At 47.6% G+C, this 24362-nt stretch carries 25 protein-coding genes; 7 read left to right on the forward strand and 18 right to left on the reverse strand.

Annotated elements, in window-relative coordinates:
- Positions 1–544 precede the first annotated feature (544 nt).
- From ACFQ0N_RS12725 to ACFQ0N_RS12755, 7 genes are all read right to left on the reverse strand, one after another.
- Positions 545–1873 (reverse strand): ABC transporter permease, encoded by a 1329-nt coding sequence (locus ACFQ0N_RS12725; RefSeq protein ID WP_379326514.1) that lies wholly within the window; start codon positions 1871–1873, stop codon positions 545–547.
- Entirely contained in the window at positions 1866–2768 is a 903-nt protein-coding gene (locus tag ACFQ0N_RS12730) for an ABC transporter ATP-binding protein (RefSeq protein WP_379326516.1), read from the reverse strand. The genes ACFQ0N_RS12725 and ACFQ0N_RS12730 overlap by 8 nt, the downstream gene beginning before the upstream one ends.
- 24 nt (positions 2769–2792) lie before the next feature.
- Entirely contained in the window at positions 2793–3698 is a 906-nt protein-coding gene (locus ACFQ0N_RS12735; protein ID WP_379326518.1) for an ABC transporter ATP-binding protein, read from the reverse strand.
- Entirely contained in the window at positions 3699–4109 is a 411-nt protein-coding gene (locus tag ACFQ0N_RS12740) for a GntR family transcriptional regulator (protein ID WP_379326520.1), read from the reverse strand.
- Between the two features lie 45 nt (positions 4110–4154).
- A complete protein-coding gene (locus tag ACFQ0N_RS12745; protein WP_379326522.1) occupies positions 4155–4883 on the reverse strand; it encodes an ABC-2 transporter permease in 729 nt (242 codons plus the stop codon).
- A 162-nt stretch (positions 4884–5045) separates the two neighbouring features.
- Positions 5046–5933 carry a hypothetical protein gene (locus ACFQ0N_RS12750; RefSeq protein WP_379326524.1) on the reverse strand — a complete coding sequence of 296 codons (888 nt, stop codon included), beginning with the start codon at positions 5931–5933 and terminating at the stop codon, positions 5046–5048.
- A 329-nt stretch (positions 5934–6262) separates the two neighbouring features.
- Entirely contained in the window at positions 6263–8077 is a 1815-nt protein-coding gene (locus tag ACFQ0N_RS12755) for a glycoside hydrolase family 13 protein (protein WP_379326526.1), read from the reverse strand.
- Positions 8078–8677: 600 nt separating this feature from the next.
- On the opposite strand from ACFQ0N_RS12755, the gene ACFQ0N_RS12760 reads away from it, so the two are divergent.
- From ACFQ0N_RS12760 to ACFQ0N_RS12770, 3 genes are read left to right on the forward strand one after another with little or no spacing between them, the layout of a single operon-like run.
- Positions 8678–9994, forward strand: a complete 1317-nt coding sequence (locus ACFQ0N_RS12760) for a sugar ABC transporter substrate-binding protein (protein WP_379326528.1) — start codon at positions 8678–8680, stop codon at positions 9992–9994.
- A 20-nt stretch (positions 9995–10014) separates the two neighbouring features.
- Positions 10015–11322, forward strand: a complete 1308-nt coding sequence (locus ACFQ0N_RS12765; RefSeq protein WP_379326530.1) for a sugar ABC transporter permease — start codon at positions 10015–10017, stop codon at positions 11320–11322.
- On the forward strand, positions 11319–12155 hold the full coding sequence (locus ACFQ0N_RS12770) for a sugar ABC transporter permease (protein WP_379326532.1): 837 nt from the start codon (positions 11319–11321) through the stop codon (positions 12153–12155). Before ACFQ0N_RS12765 ends, ACFQ0N_RS12770 begins: the two co-directional genes overlap by 4 nt.
- A 129-nt stretch (positions 12156–12284) precedes the next feature.
- Here ACFQ0N_RS12770 and ACFQ0N_RS12775 read toward each other — a convergent pair whose 3' ends face one another.
- From ACFQ0N_RS12775 to coxB, 6 genes are all read right to left on the reverse strand, one after another.
- Positions 12285–12746 (reverse strand): DUF420 domain-containing protein, encoded by a 462-nt coding sequence (locus tag ACFQ0N_RS12775; protein WP_379326534.1) that lies wholly within the window; start codon positions 12744–12746, stop codon positions 12285–12287.
- Positions 12747–12801: 55 nt separating this feature from the next.
- Positions 12802–13722, reverse strand: a complete 921-nt coding sequence (gene ctaG, locus ACFQ0N_RS12780; protein ID WP_379326536.1) for a cytochrome c oxidase assembly factor CtaG — start codon at positions 13720–13722, stop codon at positions 12802–12804.
- A 140-nt stretch (positions 13723–13862) separates the two neighbouring features.
- Positions 13863–14180 carry a cytochrome C oxidase subunit IV family protein gene (locus tag ACFQ0N_RS12785; protein ID WP_379326538.1) on the reverse strand — a complete coding sequence of 106 codons (318 nt, stop codon included), beginning with the start codon at positions 14178–14180 and terminating at the stop codon, positions 13863–13865.
- A gap of 3 nt (positions 14181–14183) precedes the next feature.
- A complete protein-coding gene (locus ACFQ0N_RS12790) occupies positions 14184–14804 on the reverse strand; it encodes a cytochrome (ubi)quinol oxidase subunit III (RefSeq protein WP_379326540.1) in 621 nt (206 codons plus the stop codon).
- The gene (gene ctaD / locus ACFQ0N_RS12795; RefSeq protein WP_379326542.1) at positions 14801–16669 is read right to left on the reverse strand and encodes a cytochrome c oxidase subunit I; all 1869 of its coding nucleotides are present in this window, start codon (positions 16667–16669) and stop codon (positions 14801–14803) included. Before ctaD ends, ACFQ0N_RS12790 begins: the two co-directional genes overlap by 4 nt.
- 9 nt (positions 16670–16678) lie before the next feature.
- Complete coding sequence (coxB, locus tag ACFQ0N_RS12800; RefSeq protein WP_379326544.1) at positions 16679–17716, reverse strand: cytochrome c oxidase subunit II; 1038 nt, start codon at positions 17714–17716, stop codon at positions 16679–16681.
- 353 nt (positions 17717–18069) lie between these two features.
- Here coxB and ACFQ0N_RS12805 point away from each other — a divergent pair, with 353 nt between their 5' ends.
- The 4 genes from ACFQ0N_RS12805 (at position 18070) to ACFQ0N_RS12820 (ending at position 21552) form a co-directional block, all read left to right on the forward strand.
- Positions 18070–18810: a hypothetical protein gene (locus ACFQ0N_RS12805; RefSeq protein WP_379326546.1), complete on the forward strand. Its 741-nt coding sequence runs from the start codon at positions 18070–18072 to the stop codon at positions 18808–18810.
- Between the two features lie 193 nt (positions 18811–19003).
- Positions 19004–19456: a MarR family winged helix-turn-helix transcriptional regulator gene (locus ACFQ0N_RS12810; RefSeq protein WP_379326548.1), complete on the forward strand. Its 453-nt coding sequence runs from the start codon at positions 19004–19006 to the stop codon at positions 19454–19456.
- 78 nt (positions 19457–19534) lie between these two features.
- The gene (locus ACFQ0N_RS12815; RefSeq protein WP_379326550.1) at positions 19535–20320 is read left to right on the forward strand and encodes a pirin family protein; all 786 of its coding nucleotides are present in this window, start codon (positions 19535–19537) and stop codon (positions 20318–20320) included.
- A 254-nt stretch (positions 20321–20574) separates the two neighbouring features.
- A complete protein-coding gene (locus tag ACFQ0N_RS12820; RefSeq protein WP_379326552.1) occupies positions 20575–21552 on the forward strand; it encodes an alpha/beta hydrolase in 978 nt (325 codons plus the stop codon).
- 328 nt (positions 21553–21880) lie between these two features.
- Here ACFQ0N_RS12820 and ACFQ0N_RS12825 read toward each other — a convergent pair whose 3' ends face one another.
- The 5 genes from ACFQ0N_RS12825 to ACFQ0N_RS12845 form a co-directional block, all read right to left on the reverse strand.
- Positions 21881–22075 (reverse strand): hypothetical protein, encoded by a 195-nt coding sequence (locus tag ACFQ0N_RS12825; protein ID WP_379326554.1) that lies wholly within the window; start codon positions 22073–22075, stop codon positions 21881–21883.
- A 7-nt stretch (positions 22076–22082) separates the two neighbouring features.
- Positions 22083–22643 (reverse strand): GNAT family N-acetyltransferase, encoded by a 561-nt coding sequence (locus ACFQ0N_RS12830; RefSeq protein ID WP_379326556.1) that lies wholly within the window; start codon positions 22641–22643, stop codon positions 22083–22085.
- Complete coding sequence (locus tag ACFQ0N_RS12835; RefSeq protein ID WP_379326558.1) at positions 22624–23205, reverse strand: Rpn family recombination-promoting nuclease/putative transposase; 582 nt, start codon at positions 23203–23205, stop codon at positions 22624–22626. The genes ACFQ0N_RS12830 and ACFQ0N_RS12835 overlap by 20 nt, the downstream gene beginning before the upstream one ends.
- On the reverse strand, positions 23189–23290 hold the full coding sequence (locus ACFQ0N_RS12840) for a PD-(D/E)XK nuclease family transposase (protein ID WP_379326560.1): 102 nt from the start codon (positions 23288–23290) through the stop codon (positions 23189–23191). Before ACFQ0N_RS12840 ends, ACFQ0N_RS12835 begins: the two co-directional genes overlap by 17 nt.
- A 183-nt stretch (positions 23291–23473) precedes the next feature.
- Positions 23474–24349: a permease prefix domain 1-containing protein gene (locus ACFQ0N_RS12845; RefSeq protein WP_379326562.1), complete on the reverse strand. Its 876-nt coding sequence runs from the start codon at positions 24347–24349 to the stop codon at positions 23474–23476.
- Positions 24350–24362 lie beyond the last annotated feature (13 nt).

A 24362-nucleotide genomic window follows, 5' to 3' on the forward strand; every position in this document is an offset into this window, starting at 1 on the left:
TCAGCAACATTTTTCTCCATCAAAGCACTCCAATTCTTTTTTGTAATTAATACGAAACGAAAAAGCAACTCTGCACCGCGCAGCTCCCAGCGTGCGGTGGGGCGCTGCGTGTTGGCAGTCATCCACACGCCGGCATGGAAATTATACCATATCACCCAGGTTACTACTTGCACTTTTGTCCAAATACTTTAATTATATTCCAAAAATAACAAGGGAGTACTGCTCTTCAAAATCATTAAGTTTACTGAAAATTCTGATTTTTTTCGGAGCAATGAGGGTCCCTTTTTTACTAGGCATCTTTCGAGGGAAGACCTTCTTTCGATTTTCGATTTGTATCACTTATAATTATAAAGCAGCTCAAGCAAATGCTATCATAATAAATGCTTGTTGGGAAGAGTTGGTATGAAAATAATCGAAAAGAAAACCCTTGATAAATCAATAATATTGATCTATCAAGGGTTCCAATTTGTCTCAAACATCTATTAACAAAAGTCTCAAATATTAATCAAATATATCTCAACTATAATCATAAACTACTGCACAGTTACACTTTATAAGCTTTCATCGCTTTGCGCAGCTCTTTGAACGAAGGACGTTTGCCGTACATGAGCACACCCGCGCGATAAATACGGGCGGACAGCCAGCCGGCCACATAAATCGTAGCAAACAGCAGGATGATCGACAACCACACTTCCCATAGTGCCGGATCGGACAAGCCAAGACGGACAACCATCGCATAAGGCGAGAACAATGGAATGAAGGAGGAAACCTTCATCAGCATAGAATCCGGATTGTTTAATCCGCCAAACATACAGATGTAGAAGCCGGCCAAAGCAATCATCGTAATCGGCAGCACCGCTTGCCCCAAATCCTCAGTGCGGCTGACGATCGAGCCGACTGCGGCGAATAATGTCGCAAACAAGAAGTATCCTGCCAAGTAGAAGATCAAGGCGTAAACCAACAGTACAGGGTCAATATCGCTTAAGCGGATATTGAGCGCTGCCAGCGGTTCGGCATTATGCGGCAGTGTCATATTGATGATAATGACAGCGACATAGACTAATACTTGCGTCAGACCGACAATGAACATGCCGAAGATTTTACCGAACATGCTTTTAAGCGGCGAGACACTTGTAATCAGAATTTCCATGACGCGCGAGCTTTTTTCAGCTGTAATTTCACTGGCAATCATTTGGCCGGTTATCATAATGGCCATAAAGAGCAGAATGATGATCACATAGACGACGCCCATATCCATCGCTTGCTGAGAATTGCTTTTGCCTTGACCGACAGATCCAGCACCTTCAGCGGTCGTAATTTGTACTGCATTTACTTCAATCGGATCATTGAGCATTTTTTTCTGTTCGGCAGTCAGGCCTGCATCCTTCAATACACTGTCCGTTTTAATGGCTTGCAGTGCTATTTTGAGTGCTTGTGTATTGCCGTGCTCCATCAGCTTTTCAGATTTATAGATGACATCCGGAAAACCGGTGCCGGCATTCGGTGCAAATTCGATATAGCCTTTTATTTTGCCGTCGCTAATCGCTTCTTTTAAAATCTTCTCATTGCTTTCTTGCGCCCCGGTATCGGCGAACGGCACCATCTTCAAATCCGGTTTTTCCGCCGCATTAAAATAGTCGGACAGCATGGCAGCAACCTGCTTTTCGCTAAACAACCCGCTTCCTTCACTTTTCTCAATATAACCGATTGCCGTCGCGTTGCTCTCGCCGCTGCTAAATTGAGAAATGATATATGGCATATTGATGCCGATGCTCATAATTAACGCAATGATGACCGTCGTTATTGTAAAAGCTTTTCCTTTAAACTTATTGCGTACTGTAAACCCGACGACTGTCCAGAAATTGTTACTCATGCCGCTCACCTACCGTTTTAATAAAGATTTCATTCAAAGTTGGCTCCATGACTTCAAAGCGCTGTATTTCTGTTTGCTGCATGGCCAGCTCCAAGATCGGCCTCCCTGCATCCTCACGGTCAATAAACACTTCATACCCGTACTCATGGCGCACCACTTTGGTCACGCCTGCAACCTTTTCCAGACCAGTCACTTCGCTGCCAGTGCCCAGCAGCACCCGCTCGCGCGGGAATTGCTTTTTAATGTTCTTCAAGTTGCCTTGTAAAACAGGGTTCGATTTGTGCAAAATCGTAATATTGCGGCATAACTCCTCCACATGCTCCATGCGGTGCGTGGAGAACAAGATGCTGGTGCCGTTATCGCGCAGCTCCTTGACCGTCGACTTCAACAATTCCACGTTGACAGGGTCCAATCCGCTGAAGGCCTCATCCATAATAATAATTTTCGGCTCATGAATAACAGCGGCTATGAACTGGATTTTTTGCTGATTGCCTTTGGACAGCTCTTCTACTCTTTTGCCATAATATTCTGGAACTCCGAAGCGGTCCAGCCAGCGCTTTAAACTGCGGTCCGCATCCTTGCGCGACATCCCCCGAAGCTGTGCCAAATATAGAATTTGATCACTGACCTTCACTTTCGGATACAAACCGCGCTCCTCCGGCAAGTAACCGAGCGCTTGCAGCTGCTGGGCGCTATATGGTTTGCCATGATAAAAAATTTGTCCACCATCGGGATAAATCAGGCCAAGCACCATGCGCATCGTTGTCGTTTTGCCTGCTCCGTTGCCGCCAAGCAAGCCGTAGATCTCCCCTTGACCGACTTCAAAGCTAATGCCGTTAACCGCAGTCTTCTCCCCATACTGCTTCATAATGTTTTCTACTTTCAATGGAACCATTATCGTTTTTCTCCTTCCTCTTGCTCAAGATCGGATTTGCTTTCTTTCCTGCTCAATGAGTACAGCGAGTATATCGTCCAGCTCAAGCTTTTGCCGTCCAAGCAGCTGAAGCTCCTCTGTCTGTAGCCATTCTTCTGCCCGCTGTGCATCATTCGAGATCACTTTCACCCGATTTCCTCCCTGCTCCTCTAAGCCGCAAAAGCCGGGAATCGACTTCCAGCGGTTAAAACCGCTCCGTGTATCGATATAGTATGCATACCAGGATTCAAGCAACGCGTCCTTCTCATATACCCCCAGCACCCGGCCGTGAATGATGAACACAATATAATCGGCCAAACGTTTAATTTCATCAATAATATGCGACGCTATGAGAACTGTCCGATCTCCCCGTTCCATATAATTTGTTATCGCATCGATCATCGTGCGCCAAGCGATCGGATCAAGCCCGGAAGACGGCTCGTCGAGCAGCAGCAGCTCCGGATTATGGGCTAGTGTGACAAGCAAATCGAATTTGCGCCGCATCCCTTTAGACATTTTCCCCAGCTTTAATGACGGGTCGATCTCAAACCTTCTCACCAGTTCCTGATATCGATTCATATCCCAGCCCGGATACCACTGACTTATGAAAGCTGCTTTGTCTTGGCCCCGCATTTTATCTTCCAGTTCGTACGGCTTTTCCGGCAAATACCCGATACGCTGCTTGAGCTCCTTATCTTCTCCGCCAACCGGCAGGCCGAGAACCTCGATTTTCCCGGACTCCGGCTTGCCAATATCCATCATCAAGCGGAATAAGGAGCTTTTCCCGGAGCCGTTAGGCCCGACGATTGCCGTCACATAACCGCGGGGAATTTGCAAATCGATCGGACCAAGCTGAAAATGTTTCCTTTTTAATCGTATGCCTTGTATATCAATTGCGATTTCATCCACCATTTATTCACCTCCGCCTTCTGTCTCCATTTGTCGTTTGCGCTGCAGCACTTCCTGCAAGATTGTCAGCATTTCTTCATCTGAGCACTGTACTCTTATCCCAGCATCTACAGCCGCTTCAAACGCTTCAATAACTGCGCTCCGGCGCTGCTGGTCCCTTACTTCGTCCCCGACCTTGGCCACGAACGTTCCCGTTCCTTGTCTCGTGCGCAGCAGCCCTTCGTTTTCAAGGTCCTGATAGACGCGCCGAATTGTAATGACACTGCATTTTACAGATTGTGCCAGCTCCCGGATCGAAGGCAGCAATGTGCCTTCTGCCAATTGTCCGCTGAAGATCAGCGCCCGAAGCTGAACTTCAATCTGGTGATATAGCGGCTCGGCGCTCAATTCGTTAATCTGAATCGGTATCCACACTGTTGCCTGCTCACCTTCTTCGCTTCTGACATTTCCATATTCAAGTTAATCTAAAATACTGCGTACTTCCAGTCTCTTGCGAAGCAAATGCCCCATTGTAAACAAGGACAATAAACCTGCGGCGGCCATGACGAGCGAACCTGTCCAGTTATATTCAATTGCCCATTTAAGCGAAAGATTGAGCGGCTTAATATCCAGCAGGCCAAGAATAAGCAGCAAAGCACCGTAAACTAAAAAGTACGCCCAGCAGATCATAAAATAAGTCTTGCCATTGCTGGAGAGCTCCCAGTACATATATGTGGATCCCATAAGGAGTGCGTAGCCTACCCAGAAAAGGACAAAGTTCAAATATTGGCTAAATCCCATCATATCCTGCATTTGCTTCAGGAGCACATATTCTAGTGAAAAGTAAAACAGACTCATCAAAATTAGAATGACAACAAGCAGCGCCATGCGAGCAAACACAATGGAGTTAAGGCTGATCGGCAGTGTGCGCCAATAGGCGAGCTTGTTACTGTACGTATCGTTTTTCCAGTAACGGAGCGCAGCGAAATTCATAGTGAAGCCAAGGCTTGGGATGACCGTTAAGAACACAAAATCTCCCGCCCAATGCCACAGCTCAACCTTCTGTCCGTAGCTATCGAAAAACGTACCCAGTAAAGGAAGAAAAACGACGCCCATATACCCGAAAAAAACGGCTGTCACTAAAGCCCCGGTCAATGAGCCGCGCAGCTCATGCAAAAACAACTGCCTTGTACTTTGCCAGGTGGTCAACCAAGCTCCCTCCAGTCATCATACTGTATATATCTTTATACACAGTATAATCACAGTGTGTTCAGATGTCAAATCCTTTTTTTTGCATAAAAAAACGCTGAAGATCACGAATTGATCCCAGCGATTTCGCAACACTTTTTTCCGCCGCGCACATGATTTTGTTTAAATCGGCGACATATAACGGCCATCTCTTAAACCTATATCTTGAAGCTTATCCTCTTGCTGCTGCAGGAAGAACACGTTCTCCCCTTCAGCCCCCATCCACTTTACACCCAAGAGCAGTCCTGAGCCGGTCTTTGCCGCGAGCAGAATCGAGAACATCCCTTCAGAAATTTCGCCCCCATCGTCAACTCGCCATGTGGAAAATTCATCATATTCTGCCGGATAATCTTGAAACAGGAGCGTCCCATCCTGCCGCTCAACTGCCAAACTTGCAAGCATATCGTTGTCTTGTCTTACAAATTGCATGACATAAATCGTCCGGGGATGTTCTTCGCCCACCTCTGCTATTGCCCAGATGGACTCAATTTTTCGTTCTTTTTGTTTTTCAATCTGCTTTGTAATGGCGGCGTCTACTGTACGATCACTTTTCACTGTCACGGTTAGTAAAGCTTCCTTTGGCAACACAGCATCAGGGAGCAAAAAGTACGTTTCATTAGCTTCCGCTTGCCCTTCAGTAAGCTCAAATAAATCACCAGCCAGATTAGCAAAATTGCCCGCAGTTTGCCTCCCATTATCTTGATCAGTAGCTTGCTGGGCACCAATGTATCGTACTGATACAATTTGACCGCCAGCCCCAATCGCCCGATTCAAGCCTTTCAACTTATCTTGATCCTCATTTGCCGCACCATCGTTATTGGTTGTTAGCAGCTTAGTCCCGCTTTCATCGGCAAAAGCAAATCGTCCCTCCTTCCACTGCCCTGCATCTACTACTCTCTGACTATCAGCCTTTTCTTCTTCCTTAACAATTTGTATGCTTTCCTCTTTTGTACATGCAGTCGTCCCCATCACTACCACTGCTGCAAGCACGGCCGTCAATAGCGATTTCATCTTACTCCAGTCACTCCTCTCTGTCGTATCATTATTGACGACAAATCCCCTTTACAGGTTTCAGCATTTATTCTGAGAAGAAACGGCTGACGCCGTCCTTGGTGCGGAAAGGGCAAGCCGCAAAGCGTTTTTTCTAACGGAAGCCATGGACCTTATTTCGCCAATTACCTTCCTTTTTGAAATCTAACGGATGTGGGCGATCTTAATTGGACGTTTTTGGGCGAAATCGTGCTCATGATCATCAAATAACGGCGCACAGTTCCGTTACAATTTCAAATCGGCCAAATTTTCGAAATTAGCGGCCGTGACATCCGTTAGATTAGGCCACGTTATACTTGGGCCAGACGCTTCTGCCCGGACAGGATAATTTCCTCAGAGCCGCTGCTTGCAGGGGCGTGCAGGATGGCATAGCCAAAACCAGGGAGCTCAACCTGCACAACCCCATCAGACCATTGGACATCGCCATCGCTGCCGGCATCCAGCCATAGCGCGCTCTGTCCGCCAGTTTGCACCGTGACCGACAATGCGGCCGCATCATTGTTCAGCAGAAGGAGGAAGCGCTCCTGCTCATCCATCCGCTCGTAGGCGAGCAGCTGCGGCTGCCCGGAAGCCGCCAGAAATTTCAGTCCGCTGCCGCGCAAGCAGGGATGGGATTTGCGAAGGGCAATTATGTGGCGGAAAAAGGCGAGCAGCTCCCGGTCCTGCTTCGCCGGGTCCCATTCCATACATTTGCGGTTGTAGGGATCATGCTCACCGTCGAGACCGATCTCATCCCCGTAGTAGATGCAGGGCGCTCCCTGAAAGGTTAACTGGAACAGCACAGCCAGCTTCATCTGCCGCACATTGCCGCCGCATAAAGTTAACAGCCTTACCGTATCATGACTGCCCAGTAGATTAAAGGCAGCCTCAGTTACCTGCTGCGGAAAGCTGGCCAGCTGGGTGTTGATGCTCTGGGCGAACTGAATGGCGTCGGTGCGCCTTCTGGCAAAGAAATCAAGCACAATGTTGGTGAACGGGTAGTTCATAACGGCGTCGAACTGATCGCCCTGCAGCCAAGGCATCGCGTCATGCATAATTTCGCCGAGCAGGTAAGCGTCCGGGTTCACCCGCTTGATCTCGCGGCGGAATTCGCGCCAGAATTGATGATCCACCTCATTGGCTACATCCAATCGCCAGCCGTCCAGGCCCAACTCGCCAATCCAGTATCGGCCCACCTCCAGCAAATAAGCTTTGACCTCCTCATTGCCCGTGTTCAGCTTTGGCATAATCGGCTCAAAGCCGAAGGTAGCATAGTTCGGGATGCCGTTCTCCACCTTGAGCGGCCATTCCTTTATGTGGAACCAGTCCGCATAGCGGGAGGCCAGACCGTTCTTTTGCACATCGACAAAGGGCGGGAATGTATGGCCGCAATGATTGAATACACCGTCCAGAATCACCCGTATATCCGAGGCGTGACAGGCGTCGATCAATTCCTTAAGCTTCTCGTTCGTACCGAATTGAGGATCGACGAGCATATAATCGCGCGTGTCGTACTTGTGATTGGTTGTAGCGAAGAACAGCGGATTAAAATAAATCACATTGATGCCCAGATCCGTCAGATGATCCAGACGATCGATAACCCCTTGCAGATCGCCGCCAAAAAAGTTGGTCGGGCTTGGCACGCCGCCCCACTCCAGCACACCCTCCGGGTCGATGGACGGATCTCCTTTGGCAAAGCGCTCAGGGAATATTTGGTAGAAGACCGCTTCTTTGACCCATTCAGGCGGGGAGTGAACATCCTCGCGATTAAGAAAAGGAAAGTCGAACAGCCCTTCATACAGAATGGCTGGGGGCGTATCGAAAAAGCCTTTCTCCAAAAAGTAAACGGTCTGGCCCGCTTCCTCCTGGAGGGCAAAATAGTAGACGACCCGGCGAAACCGCGGCCGAATGGCTGCCTGCCAGTAATCGAACAACCCATCCGAAGCAAACCGCTCCATGTTAACGGACTCATTATATTTCTCCCAGCTGTACTTGTCACCGCACACCAATTGCACTCGTGCCACATTGTCCCGCTTTGTGCGCAGGCGGATGTGGACCGTAGATTCATGGTACGCATAGGACCAGTTAAGCCCGATGCGATGGTATACCGCTTCCAGCATAATCATCAATGATGGCCTCCTTCAGGCATGAAAACGTGAGAAGAAACGGCTGACGCCGTCCTTGGCGCGAGGCAAGTTTCTTCCCCTGAAATTTTATAGAATTTACCCTAGTGAAACTTATAAATTCTATAAAATCAAAAAAGGTCCAACCTCTGAATAGACCGAGGTTGAACCCGAAAGTTTCATTGCCTTTAAATTTTCTCCATGGTATCACATTGTTTCCGCGATGGCAATCATTTTGATGCTCGGGCGGCAACGAGAAGTAATTTCAAAAAAACCGGCGTATGGTGGAGGAAACAGGTAAAAAAGTGAGGTAATCAGAGATAATATTCAAAAAACAGGCAGAATTGATTGCTGGACCGATTTGCAAACGTTTTTATGCTTGCTGTATGATGGGGGCACGTAAACAGTTATCCATCGCCTATGATAATTTAAAGGCAATGTATCCAGAAGGGTACAACCTCGGCTTATGCTGCAGGTTGTACCCTTTTTTGCTTTTATGACTGCTTCTGTGAAGGGTAATGTTTGCAAGAGCAGTGGCATGGAACGTCCCTCATGTGTCACACCAAATGCGTCACCAAATGAAAAAGAAAGGGCGGTTGTACGATGTTCAAAACACCGAAGGGAAATTGGAAACTCATTTTTATTTGTCTTGCGCTGTTGCTGGCCATGACAGCCTGCAGCGGCAATGGAGGCGGCAATAAGCCGGGCAACAAGCCGGTCAATACGGGCTCCGAAGCTGATCCGGGCAAAAATGCGGAAACGGCCGGGGATGAGGAATACGCCCCGGAGGAGGGCGCGAAGCTGGTCGTATGGGAAGCGAAAGAGCAGCTTGAGTATATGCAGCAGATTGCGAAGTCCTTTGAAGCGGAGTATGGCGTCCCCGTCACAGTCGAGGAGCTGGCTGGCGGCCAGCAAGGCGGGCGCCTGGCGACCGACGGCCCTTCCAAGCTCGCGGCGGACGTGCTGACGCTGCCGCATGACCAGATCGGCCAGGCGGCAAAGGCGGGACTGCTGCTCCCAAATGATCTGTTCGAGGAAGAGACGCGCGCCACGATGGTTGATGCGGCATTGGCCGCCTCCACTTATGAGGGGGTCCTGTACGGCTACCCGAAATCGGTAGAAACCTACGGCTTGTTCTATAACAAGGACCTGATGCCTGAGGCGCCGAAGACATGGGATGATGTAATCAAGTTCGCAAACTCCTATAACGATCCCAAGCAGAACAAATTTGCGTTAATGTGGGAATTTGTCGGCTATTATACGTATCCGTTTATCGGCAGCTTCGGCGGGTATATCTTTGGCGACAACAATACGAACCCTGAAGACATCGGCCTGAACAAGGAAGGGACCATCGAGGGCTTCACCTTCCTGCAAAGCCTGCGTGACATTTTACCGATGAAAGCGGGAGATGTGACCTATGATGTCAAAACCCAACTGTTTCAAGAAGGGAAGCTCGCTTTGAATATCGACGGCCCATGGTCGGTTGCCGCCTTCAAGGATAAAGTCAATTTCGGTGTTGTGCCACTGCCTGCAGCACCTAACGGCAAGCCTTCGATCTCGTTTTCCGGGATCAAATCATACTATGTCAATTCGTACACCAATTATCCGATTGCCGCGCGAATTTTCGCGCACTTTGCGAGCAGCAAGGAAAATCAGCTGAAAAACTATGAGATGACTGGAGCTATTCCGGCCAATAAAGAAGCCGGGGAGTCGCCGGAGTTGCAAAACGATCCGATTATGAGCGGGTTCTTCCAGCAGTTCCAGCAGTCCGTCCCGATGCCTTCGGTTGCCGAGATCAACTCGGTATGGGACCCTTTGAAGGCCGCCTTCATCTCGGTATGGGATGACCCAAAGCTGGATGTGAAGCAGACGCTTGACCAGACGGTGAAGACCATTAAGGCGGATATCGACTCGAAATAACATGGAAGGTGGTTAACGGAATGCAGAGCAGAACGAAAGCCGTTATCCTTTCCATCCTCATGATGGGTCTGGGACAGATATATAATCGCCAATTTGTCAAAGGGCTGCTGATGATGATTGGTTATGCGGCCGGGATATATGGTATAGTGTTTCATCTGAAGGATTATTTGTACGGCTTGATTACACTGGGGGTTGAGCCGAGCAGACTGGTCAAGGTTGGCAAGCTGACCAAGATGGTCGAGGGCGACCATTCGATCTTTATGATGGTCGACGGCCTGATGGCGTTGCTTGCTCTGTTCCTCTTTGCAGCTGTCTATCTGCTAAATGTCAGGGATGCTTACCTGGTTGGACGTTCGCGCGACCAGGGGGGGCAGCCCCATCATTTCATTCAGTCGTTGCGGGAGCTAAACCGCAAGCACTTTGCCTATCTTGTGCTGGCGCTGCCTGCTGTGGCGGTTCTCTTCCTGACGATTCTGCCAATTATTTTTTCGATTCTTCTGGCTTTCACCAATTATGCCGACCCGATTCTGCCGCCTGCCAATCTGGTCGATTGGGTGGGCTTCGGTAATTTTGCCAAAATGGTCAATCTGCAGGTGTGGAGCTCAACCTTTGTCGGCGTATTGACCTGGACGCTCACCTGGGCGGTCATTGCGACCTTCACCACCTATGTGGGCGGCATTCTTGTGGCAGTGCTTATTCAACAGCCGGGCATCCGGTTCAAGAAGCTGTGGCGCACCGTATTGGTCGTCCCGTTTGCGATTCCAAGCATGATTTCGCTGCTTGTGATGCGCAATATGTTCAACAGCCAGTTCGGTCCGGTCAACGGTTATTTAAGATCCTTGGGGCTGGAGGGGCTTCCTTGGCTGACGGACCCGTTCTGGGCCAAGGTGACGGTTATTCTGGCCAATATGTGGCTGGGCATTCCGGTAACGATGATTCTGGCGATCGGGGTTCTGACGACGATCCCCAAAGATATGTATGAAGCGGCCGAGGTGGACGGAGCGGGATCATTTCAAAAATTTCGCATGATTACCCTGCCCATGATGCTTTTCACTACAGCGCCTATCCTGATTATGCAATTTGCCGGCAATATTAACAGCTTCAACGTCATTTATTTGCTGACGAGCGGCGATCCGGTCAACTCCAATTACCAGTATGCCGGCCATACTGACTTGCTCGTCACCTGGCTTTACAAGCTAGCCCTTAACCAGTCCCAGTACAGCTTCGCATCGGTCATCGGCATCGTCATTTTCCTGCTTGTAGCCGCCTTCTCCATCTTGAGCTACCGCAGAACCCGATCCTATAAAGAGGAGGACATGATCGTATGAACAGACGCGCGGCAACGAAAGCGAAGTTATCCATCAGTTATTTTCTGCTGATCGTTCTTAGCTGCATTAGCCTGTTTCCGGCTCTCTGGATTATCATGTCCTCACTCAAGACGGGCAACAGCTTGTTCAGTGATACGCTTATTCCGCGAGAGCTCACCCTGGAGCACTACCAGGATCTGTTTCAAAATACACGTTACCCGCTATGGTTCATGAATACGCTCAAAATTGCGGCTCTGTCCACAGTATTAGGCACCTTCTTGCTGCTGCTTTCCTCCTACGCCATATCCCGTTACCGCTTTGCAGGCCGCAAAACAACCTTGACCACACTGCTGGTTCTGCAAATGTTTCCGGGCTTTATGGCAATGATCGCGATCTATGTTCTGCTCAATACGATGAACCTGCTCAATTCTCACTGGGCGCTTGTACTCGTATATAGCAGCGGCGCCATTATTACTAATATATTTGTCGCAAAAGGCTTTTTTGATACGATACCCCGAAGTCTGGAGGATGCGGCGAGAATCGACGGCGCGAGCCATATGAGATTGTTCTTCTCGATTATGATTCCACTGTCTAGGCCGATGCTCACCTATGCCAGCCTGATGATATTCAACGGCAGCTTCGTCGATTTTATTTTTGCCGATCTGGTGCTGCGCACAGAAGAGCAGCGGACGCTCGCAGTAGGCTTGTATCAGATGGTGAGCCAACGCAATTCGACGGAATTTACACTGTTCGCAGCAGGAGCGGTGCTGGTCGCCCTCCCGGTAACGCTGCTGTTTATGTTCCTGCAGCGCTTCCTCGTTGAGGGATTGACGGCAGGCGCCTCCAAAGGGTAATCTCTTTAGCTTCCTCCCGGCGCAAATAAAGAGAGCCTTTCAGTCCATCTATATGGTGGACTGGAAGGCTCTTAGTGCTGTAAGTTATTTTCTTAGAATTTGTCCCGCGAAATTAGAAAATCCCGCATTTTACCCAAACAAAACATCAAGCACCGGACTCGTATGTCCACCCGGATACATAATATAGAGCAATGTATACACAGTGACTCCGGTAATTGCCGTTGCAAACCATACGACTGCCGTTATCCGTCCCCATTTGCGATGTTTGGCAAAACGTTCACGGAAGGCAAGCGTTAAGGTTGTAATGCCGAATACGGCTCCTACAGTAGCCAAAATGATATGGAAGAACAGGAACACTTTATAATACACTTCCAAATCTGGAGGTCCGCCCCAATTTGTATTGCCTACAAATATAGTTCGCGACATATAGACGATAAAAAAGATCAACGCCGCAATCGCCGCGGCGATCATCACTTTCTTGTGCGCTTCTGTTTTGCGCTTAATAATAAGCGCCCAGCCGATCGCAACCAATACTGCACTGATAACAATGAAGCTCGTACTGATCATCGGCAAAATTTCATACATGGACATCGTAATCCCACCAATTCATTCACTTAATTCATATGCGTCAGCATATTTTATGTCCTCAACTGCTCGCACCTGCATGACCTGCCGGACCGGGATTCGGAAGATCATCGTCAGAATCCGCATGCTCACGTTTATACCATTGCTTGAACACATAGGCAAGAATGGCGCCATACATAATCTCCTGGATCAGCTTCATAATGACTCCGCCAGTCTGCTGGTCTTCAAGCGGCTTCATAATATTAAAGAAAGACGGCCCGTTAAATTTCTCAAGCAAATAGCTCGGATCACCGGCAACGCAATACCCCATCGCCTTTACCCAGACCTGTGGATCATTGTAAGTGGCATAAAGCGTACTGTCAGCAAAAATGATTAACGCACAAGCTGGTGTTAGCAGCAATCCATTCGCAAAAATATAGGCCATCTTTTTCACATCAACCAGACGAGCCCATTCCTGCACAGGAGCGACGATTTGCCACCACATCATCATCGAAGTGACGAACAGCACGACATAGTATAAACGGTGAATTGTATAATGTGTCATGACATAATCATGAACCAACGGAACATGATACAGCGAAAAAATAATATTGAATGCCAGCAGCGTAAAGATCGGATTCATAAACACTCGCAGCTTACGCCAAAACGAATGTCCAAATGCGGCCTTCCATAAAAATTCAGGTATACTTAGAAGCAGCAGCGGCGGCACGATCAAATACGATATGGCCATACTGGACATATGAAACGTGAACGTCAAGTGGCCTAATAAATCAAGCGGCCCTCCCTGGGCAAGATAGAAAAGCGCTGCCGCTGAAATGAATTGGAACTTTTGCTTACCTGTAACAGTCGGCGCAGCTGCAGCATGTTTCTCCTTCCACGGGCCGACCAAATAGAAATATAAAATAACGACCGCGGCCATAAAAAAGAAAAACAGTGGACTCCATTGTTCCTCAAAACTAAAATATTCCAACCCTAACATCATGGATGCCCCTTTCTATGGATAGAAACATGCCGCGCGGCAGCGCTCCTCACTTTACACTAGCCCGAGACAGTTGTTTCGTCCATTCTTGTTACAACAAAAGAGGGGGCCGATTAGGACCTCCCTCTCTTCAGTTCACAAACTTACCACCAAACCCAATATAGAGCCATGATCACGCAAAGTAACGCAACGAATCCGCCTGTCAAAATTCCTAAAATAGCGAAGAAATGGCCACGATCCTTCATATGCATCCAGAAGCCCATTTGGATAAATACTTGAGCGATCGCCATACCGATCAGCACAATATAGGTGAAGGTTTGATTGATTTCGCCAGCAGCGACTGTCGCAAATGCAAGCACCGTCAAAATAATCGAGAACACAAAAGCGATAATATGCTTACGCGGCCCCTCGTGGCGATGGCGGCTTTGATGTCCTTGAACAGCAGATTGTTGATCTGACATTGATTAGCCCACCTTTCCCATCAGATAAACGACAGTGAAGATGAAAACCCATACGACGTCGATAAAGTGCCAGTACATGCCTGCTACATATACTTTAGGCGCAGTAACTACAGTCAGACCTTTTTTGAAGATCTGAAGAATCAGCAGCGTAATCCAGCCTATACCGAACGCAACGTGAGCACCATGGAATCCAACTAACGTATAGAAGGATGAACTGAATGCACTAGTCGTAAAACCATGCCCTTCCTTTACATAATGGAAGAACTCATAAATTTCCAAGCCCAGAAAGCCAAGGCCAAGAACAACCGTAATAATTAACCAGCTAAGCATCGCTTTAACTTGATTACGGTGCATAGCCTGAATGGCAAACACACTCGTCAAGCTGGATGTTAACAAAATAAATGTTGCGGCAGCAACCAATGGAAGCTGGAACAGCTCCTGCTCTGTCGGATTGCCGTCCCCTACTTGAGAACGAAGTGCTAAAAACGCTGAAAACAACGTACCGAACAATACAGTTTCGCCGCCAAGGAATAACCAGAAGCCGAGCACTTTATTACGGCCTTCAAGGGTCGCTTTCTCCGGCTCGTGCGGCAAATTGCCGTCTACGTGCGAATGTGCGCTCATGCTTTTACCCCCTTGTCATGCAATTCTTCAGGCTCGATATGGTAACCATGGTCATCAAAAATCGAGCGCAGAGCCATACATCCGAATGTTATAACCAGACCTGCAGCACCAAGAATATACTGATGGTACATAAAACCAAATCCGGCAATAAACAAACCTACAGACATTGCAAATGGCAAGATCGTCGGTGACGGCATATGAATCGAACCAAGCGGCTCGGCAGGCGTCATTGTTTTTCTGCCATCCATTTTTTCTTTCCAATATGCATCATATCCACGTACAAGCGGAGTTTGAGCAAAGTTGTATTCCGGCGGCGGCGAAGGAATCGTCCACTCGAGCGTACGTCCGTCTTCCCAAGGATCGCTAACGGCATTGCGCGGCTTCATGGAAGTAATCACAATGTTCAGCAGGAACAGAATTGTACCTACACCCATCAACAGCGCACCAATCGTACTAATGAGGTTCAGCCCATTCAAGCCCATACCGTCGAGGTACGTCCAAATCCGCCGCGGCATCCCCATCAGGCCAAGGAAATGCTGCACGAAGAATGTCATATGGAAGCCAATGAAGAAGAACCAGAAGCATAACTTGCCTAATGTCTCATTGAGAACACGTCCGAACATTTTTGGCCACCAGTAGAACAAGCCGGCAAAAATACCCAGTACCAACCCACCGACAATAACGTAGTGGAAGTGAGCAACAACGAAATACGTATCATGATATTGATAGTCTGCCGGCGCTACCGCAAGCATAACCCCGGTGACGCCCCCCATTACGAATGTCGGTACGAAGCCGACCGCAAACAGGTTCGCTGTTGTAAAGCGGATCGAGCCGCCCCACATGGTGAAAATCCAGTTGAAGATCTTGATACCAGTCGGTACCGCAATCAGCATCGTAGCAATTGAGAAGAGCGCATTCGCTACAGCTCCAAGACCAGTTGTAAACATATGGTGAGCCCAAACCATGAAGCCCAGGAAACCAATCAGTACGGTCGCAAAGACCATAGAGCTGTAACCGAACAACCGCTTGCGCGAGAAGGTACTGATAACTTCCGAAATAACGCCGAAGGCCGGCAAGATGAGAATATATACTTCAGGGTGTCCGAAGATCCAGAAAATATGCTCCCATAATACAGCATTACCGCCATTGCTGACTTCAAAGAAGTTCGCCTTGAAAATACGGTCAAACATCAAGGCAGCCAAGCCTACCGCCAGCGCCGGGAAAGCGAACAGAATAAGCGCTGAAGTAATGAATGTCGCCCATGTAAACATTGGCATACGCATAAAGCTCATGCCAGGAGCACGCATCGTAATAATGGTAGCCAGGAAGTTGATGCCGCCAATAAGCGTACCGATACCAGCGATTTGCAGGCCAATTACATAATAGTCGACCCCACTGCCCGCGCTAAACTGATTTGTCGCCAGCGGTACATAGGAAGTCCAGCCTGCATCCGGAGCGCCATCACCAGTAAACCAGCTGATGTTAAGCAGTAAGCCGCCGAAAAAGAACGTCCAGAACCCAAGTGCGTTCAAAAAAGGGAATGCAACGTCGCGGGCACCGATTTGCAGCGGAATGACCGCATTCATCAGCGCAAACAGCAGCGGCATCGCAGCAAGGAAAATCATCGTCGTGCCGTGCATCGTAATTAGTTCATTAAACGTTCCGGCTGCAACAAAATTGTTCATCGGCTTCAAAAGCTGGATCCGAATCAAAATTGCTTCCAGACCGCCTATCAGGAAGAATAGTCCCCCTGCAATTAAGTATAGAATGCCAATTTTTTTATGGTCAACGGTCGTCAGCCAATCCATCAGGCCGCGATACCGTTTAACCTCATGAGCATGAGCCAAAATAGGTACCTCCTTCATTCGCTAATGTTAATAATCGAGTTTCAATCCTGCCAGATATTCAGCAACGCCTTTGATTTGGTCTTCAGACAATGGGATTTGGCCCATCATATTGCCAGGCTTCACCTTGTTGGTCTCTCTGAGCCATCTTTCAAGGTTCTCTTGAACCGTTCCTTCGTTGGAATACTTCTTGTTGTCCGTATTGACGAGAATGCCGCCTACTGTCTCACGGCTGCCAATACCAGTCAGGTTCGGTGCCCAGTTATTGCCTTCACCAATGGCATGGCAAGTCAGACAGGTTGCCAATGCTTCGGCTACTTTTTCATCTTTCGGCATTGCTACCGGCGCTTTTTGCGCCAATATCCAGCGATCGTAGGAAGCCCGATCAACAACTTTAACTTTAAAGTCCATCAACGCATGGGAAGGGCCGCAAAGCTCGGCACATTTGCCAAGGTATACGCCTGTTTTAGGCGCTTTAAAGTACATTTTGTTCACATTGCCGCCTGGGTTCGTATCCATTTTGCCGGCAAGCGACGGAATCCAGAAGGAGTGAATAACGTCGGCAGTCTTCGCTTCTACAGAAATAACTGCATCATTGGGAATAATAAGCTCTTGCGCAGTTTTAACGCCTTCCTTAGGATACTCGAACTCCCACCAATATTGGTGAGCAGTAACTTTAATCTGAATCGCATTCGGATCTTTGCTGTAGTCTTCAGCAAGGCCGAAAACGGTTTTGATTGTAGGAACCCCAAGGATGATCAGCATAATGATCGGAATGACAGTCCAAATGACTTCAAGCTTGTGATTGCCCTCAACCTGTACCGGGATTGTCTTGTCGCCTGGACGACGCCGGAAACGAATAATTACATAAATCGCGAGTAAAAACACAACAACGACAACAATCGTCATTATTGTAATGGACAGTTTCATAAGTCCAAACTGTTCCTCGGCAACCGGTCCTTGCGGTCTGAGCGCCGACAAGTCAGCTCGTCCGCATGCTGACAGCAGCAACACCATTCCGGCAAGAAGCGGCATAAGCCGTTTTAGAACGTGCCACCGATTCATCATCAATCAACCCCACTTTTTACGTTTTCGCAATAGGCCGTAATGGCAAAAAAAAACGACCATCTGCGTGAAATCCTGGATATGCAGACAACTTCCGCAATCTAATCACTTATTAAATATAAAGTTGAAGGTGCTTTTTGTCAATGTTCCTAGAAGAGTTCACAAATTGTTCGCAAAGCTGTCAAAGTCCCATTTTTTCTGCTTTTGCAAACCTTTACATGCTTCTTGCAAATGACAACACCCTCCTTACATTGTGTGCAGCAACCATGGGTCTTTATGTATACAAAATTAGCGTATATTTCTGCGGGGGAGGCCAATGATAAAAGCAATCTAAATTGAAGGGAGTCTACCCGCTTATGAAAGCCAGTCCGCTTCAGCAGCTAAAAGTGCTGATTTGCTTTGTGATCGCCAGCCTTTCACTAACCGGCTGCAATTATGTCCGACATTCGCAGGATAGCACTTACGACTACGGCTCCAAGCAAAAGGGCGATCCTAAAATGATCGGCAGCCGCATGTACGGCACCGCAAACAACAATCCCGAGCAGCATAACAACCGCTGGTTTGAATACAGCTCGCAGCTTTCCACAATAGTAACCAACATTAACGGCGTCGCTGCCGGTATGGTTTTTTTGACGGATAAAAACGCTTATGTCGGTATGACCCTGGATCGCACCGCGGTCGGCACACGTAAAACCGGAGGCCGAAAATCCAAGGAACAAAATAATTCCGGCGTAACTTGGGGACCATTCAACCCGGATACCGGCAGCCCCTACAGAGCCAATCGCGTCCAGTTTGCCAGTCCATATAACTCGTACTACACGGTCAACGATCATAATGAAATCTCCAGCGAACTCAAGCAAACCATTGCCGTTCAACTTCGCAAGCTGGCTCCTTTGATTCAGGAAGTGCATATTTCAGCCAACATGGAATTTGTCAATCATTTGGCGCAATATGCCTATGAGGCAAAAATGGGGCATTCTTTAACACGATGGCTTCCTTCATTCAACATGCTTGTCCAACATCAATTTGCCGGCGGCGACCTGGTGCCTGAGCCATTAGATGTCCAAAAAAGAAAATTGCAAAAATCGCAGCACTAATGTATATACTTTCCAAAGGGTTAAAGGGAAATACATCTCTTTGACCCTTTCATTCTAAACCGAGCCGGATAAGTTTCTTCTATTATAAATGGTATAATTACGAACAAAGACTGAATTAGCAGGTTGACATTATCGTTCTTTTATCTTAAAATTAAGATATCAAATCTAAAGATTGTATCAGGAGGTGATTCTATTGGATCAACAATCCAATACACCGGATCGCGCACTTGAATTATTCATCGTCCTGTCTCGCGCACATCAATGGGTAGTCGCTCACGCTCAACGTGATATTCGCCGTCATGGCTTAAATATAACCGAGTTCGGCGTGCTTGAAGTATTGTATCATAAGGGCGAACTGCCTTTGCAGCAAATTGGTGAAAAAGTACTCATGACCAGCGGCAATATTACCTATGTCGTTGATAAATTGGAGCGCAAAGGTCTTGTTAGGCGAAAAATGTGCGAGTCGGACCGCCGCGTTATCTTCGCAGAAGTAACGGAACAGGGACGAGATTTAATTCACGCTGTCTTTCCTTCTCATGCAGAGGTCATCCGGAACGCAGTTAGCGGCCTGACGGATGAAGAACAGCAGCTCATTATTCCTTTGCTAAAAAAACTCGGCATTGCCGCGCAAAAAAGCTTGCCTTAGAAATCTACCCTTAAAGCTTTCCATAGCGAGTGACAGCACAATCGACATGAATTCACCAAAAATAAGGAGGCAATTTCAATGACTGCACAACCAATGATTTATGGCCCGTCCTTGCAAGGTGTTGGAGCCTTTGACGGCGGGAAAATTACAGAGCAGAAGCCAATCGGCTTTGGCGGCGAAGGAGCAGTTGTCAAGCGGGTAGGACCGTTGTTTTATTGGGCTTGGGCTCAATCTAAGGAGGAAGGCTATATTCCGCTGCATCCTCATCAGGCCTTCGAAATTATGACTTATGTTATAAAAGGTCACGCTCAGCACGGTGATACGCTAGGAACAAAAAGTGTTGTTGGCGCAGGCGGCGCGCAAGTCATGCAGACCGGCTCAGGCGTCAGCCATGAAGAGCGTTTTATCGGACCCGATATGGAAGGCTTTCAAATATGGTTTGAGCCGTATATTCAAGAGGCGCTGCAGCGTCAACCGACCTATTCCCAATACGAGCATGATGAATTTCCAATATTGAAAGGCGATGGCTTTGTAAGTAAAACCGTTCTTGGCCCTGTATCTCCGATCTCCCTGGTGGCAGACGCACAAATGTGGGATGTGCAAATCGAGCCAGGAAAATCCTTTCAACACGCAGCTAAATCAGGCTATACGTTAACAGCACTGGCAATCCGCGGCAGTGGCAATATCAGACCGGCATCGGACAATGCGGGAACCGCTCATTCCTTGCAGCATAAAGACTTTATGACCTGGCGCGCAGATTCCGAGCTGGAAGCTGTATTCACAGCCGCTGACGACGAAGCGCTTCGGCTGATTATAATAGAAGTGCCTACTCAAGTGTCCTATCCTTTGTTTCCAAAACGCTAATAACTGCTGTGAGAAGCAACGGCTGACACCATCCCAGGCGAGGCAAGTTTCTTCCCCTAAAGTTTTATATAATTTATCGATTGATACTGTCCCTGCAAACACTTAACCGTGCAGCCTGAGGGACAGTTTTTCTTTTTCAACAGATGCTGTGGAAATCATTTGAAATCTGGTCTACAATCGAAATAGCAGCTCATAACGAGACTGCTGGGCGGGTATTCTAATAGTCACATTCGGACAGAAATGGGGGTCATTGTATGATTTACATATTTGCCGTTTTGATATTATTATTCGCGGGTGCAATTGGTTACCGTTTCTCGAGCATGGTTCTTCTTATTCCTACAAATAAAGACGATCATATCTATAAGTCCGAAGAAAAGTCAGGCACATTGCTGCGTAAAAACGTGGAGCAGTTGGTTAAGGAAGAGCTGACCCTTCCCTCATCCCATAACTATAACATGCGCGGCTGGTTTTTTCCGGCTGATCGCGATGAAGGCAAAGCGGTAATTTTGGTGCATGGCGTTACCTCCTCGCTGATTGGCTGCCTGAAATATATGGATATGTTCCGCCGCAGAGGCTTTCATGTATTGACTTATGACCATCGGCGGCATGGTCAGAGCGGCGGACCCTTCACAACATATGGCTATTATGAGAAGCAGGATCTGAAAGTTTGGGTTGACTGGCTGTTCAACAAATGCGGTCCCGCCTGCAAAATCGGTATTTTAGGCGAATCAATGGGAGCTTCAACTGCCCTGCAGTATGCTGCAACCGATCCGCGAATCGCTTTTTACATCGCCGACTGCCCTTATTCAGACTTAAAAGCGGAGCTTACCCACCGGCTAAAAGAGGACTTCCATCTTCCGCCTTTCCCTCTGCTCTATTTGGCTGAGCTGTTCGTCTGGCTTCGTTCGGGAATCAAGTTCCGGAACGTCTCACCAATTAGAGACATTGCACATGTAGAGACGCCAATCTTATTTGTACATGGCGAAGAGGACTGTTTTACACCGAAAGAGATGACAGTCCAGCTATACAATGCGAAGCCTGGGTTCAAGCGAATCCATATCATGGAAAAGGCAGACCATGCTGAATCACTCGCCACAGATGCGGCTTTGTACGACCGCGTAGTCGGCAGCTTCTTAAGCGAAATCGGGCTGTCAGACGATCCGGTTCTACCCGCGGATGCCAACGAGCAGCCCCTACGCTCAAAAAAGCCAATAAGTGAATCCTATGCCTGACGTCGTCCCTGACGGGGCAATTAGCGGACGGAAAGAGCGGGCAGGGGCGCGAAGAAGACACTGATGGGGTGCTGAGGCACAAGTGTTGCAAAGAATACAACATTTCAACCATGATCAAGCCGAATACTCCGGAAATGTTGTACGTTTTACAACAATCATTGCCATTTCGTCATCTTGGAGAAACCGATTGTTGTATTTCGTACAACAATTAGGGGGTCTGCTAGCTTTCCGCCGCTGCTTTGTTGCACAAACTACAACATTTGAGCACTTTTTTCCGTTCCTCTTGCGGTGTCAGGCAAATTCCACAAATAACGGACCTTCTAACAAGTCAGTGACCAATGCTATGAGCTAATTCTGCATTTACCTGCATAAACGCTACGACGATAAAACCAATAGCCATCGCCAGCACAGCTGCTCCAGTCCAACGCACCTGCCTATTCGTGCCTTTAGAAGAAGGGCGCCTGATCAAAAGCCATCCCCCAGCCATTAATAGCATAATAATGATTCCGGCTTGTATATACATTAGCCTTTCACCTCCCAGACTGCAGCATTTTATACCAGTACACCGCAACCTCATCGCGATGCTGGGGAATCCCTCGATATAAATAAGCATCGAAACCCCCGATCACAAATCCGCAGCGCTCATAAAATTTACAAGCCGGTACATTGTTCGTCTGCGTCTCCAGCGTTAATCCGGCCAATCCGTGTTTTTCAGCCCATTGTGCGGCTTGGTATATGAGCCGTCGTCCGATTCCATGACGGCGAAATCGTTTATCTACTGCGATATCTTCAATATAAGCAAAATGATTCCAATGACGGGTCAGCACAATTCGGCCTACCGCCTGCTCTCCGGCAAAAGCAGCATAAATCGTTGGTGCAGCTTCGCCCACCAGCTTATCTGAAGATTCATCCATTTGCTCCTGCAGGGACGAATCAGTATAGCTTTTCTCGTACGCCGGGACGTCTTGAACGGTATAATGGATCTGATTATCCTTCATTGATAGAACCATTACCGATTCCACTAGAAATCGATCATCCAGCTCATCCAATCTGCCATACTCCAGATCAACTTCACGAATTACAATCTCCATTGTCTGCATCCCTTCTTGTCTGCTGCAGCTGACTGAGCTGCTTGTCGTCCAAACCCGTCAACCGCCTGATGAGCTTATAGTCCAATCCTTCCTTCAACATATTTATGGCCATTTCGTATGTCATTTTCTCGATGCCTTGTTCCATTCCTTGTTCTATTCCTTGCTTATATCCACGCTCTATACCCTCTTTAATTCCTTCATCTCTTGCATCTTTAAGCAAGCTTGCTTTGTCGTGCAGCGCCTTTTCACGCAATGCATAGCGCCGCCTAGTCTCTGCATCACTAGCTAAATAAGCCAGTCTTTCTTCCGCTTCCCTAATCGTATCATCCATTCTCATCAGCTCCTCCAATTGTTCATTGGTTATATGCTTTTCCATGAATCGCAGCCAGCGGTGCAATGGATCGTTAATATTGAATGGCAGCTGCCGAAATTTTGAGCACTCAATAAAATGCAGTTCGAGCAGATCTGTTAACATATAGTGTCGTACTTCATCCTCGTACAAATGAAAAGTATTATGATATTTTTCTAAGGGCAAATAATGATGATCAAGAATGTATGGCATTTAGTAAGCCGACCAACAATCTTTTACCATCATTTTCGCCAAACAAACGCTTGAATAAAAAATCATTTTTCGGGTTTAGCCTCATCTCGCGTTCTCCCCCTATTGTACCATATCCCGTACCGCAAACTGCAAAGAGCCGGCAAACAAAAAGCACACACTGTCCATTTCCCTTGGCAGCAAGGAAAATGAGCGGCGCGTACTTCGCGACTGATTTATATCCAGATTGTTTTCATTATAATCTGACAAATTCAGGCTGAAAAGCATACTCTTATGCCACAGACCTTCTCTTCCAATAACGAATCCCCTTCTCAATACAAACAAATAATGCAAACAGGATAGTGATGATTGCCACCTTCAAAACAATATCAAGTACTCTTTTACTATTGCCGCTCAGCACATGTGCATAGCTGCTTACTACCGGAGAGGTCAACCTCGAGTAAAAGAAAAGATAGGTTTGAATCACAATAGCGTGCGTTAATGTAAACACAATGGACCACGCCAACGGCATAAGTGCCACATATTTATTTCTGCTGACAAGATACAAAATGAATACAAAGCCGATAAGGATCAGACTGCTAAACGTTATCGACCCATAATTTTTATCATAAAGCACGCTTGAAAAATGAAATTCGAACAGCATAAATTCAAAGCCGTCTCTCCGATAGACCAAAAACTTGAAGTATGATTGCAAAAATCCCACTACAAAAAAGATTGGCGAAACAATCAAGCAAATACGGTCGATCCTTTTGCGAGTCAGTGTAAGAGACAACGTCATCACCATTGCCCCAATTCCCACGATAGGTGCCAGTTCAATATACCGGTTATGTATGCCATACTTATTCAGAATTAAGCCGCTCAAAAAAGTGAGAAGCGCAAATAACAAGCTAATCCCTGCGATCTTCATTATCATATCGCCAGACAGACCAAACGTTTCCTTCGTTACTTGCTGACGCAGCTTGTCCGGCTCCCCGAACCGTTCTATCGCTCTCTTGACGGCTTCCTCCTTCGTCATCCCCATTTGCTGCAAATCATCGATAGAAGAGTGAAGATGTGCCTCCATCTCCTCTTTAAGTTCCTGCTTCTCTTGTTTTCTTAGAAAGCTGCCCTGCAAGATACTACGAACGTAGTGCGAAATTTGCTCCACTACCCGCCCCTCC

This window comes from Paenibacillus sp. GCM10027626, from assembly GCF_042676285.1.
Taxonomy (GTDB): Bacteria; Bacillota; Bacilli; order Paenibacillales; family Paenibacillaceae; genus Paenibacillus_Z.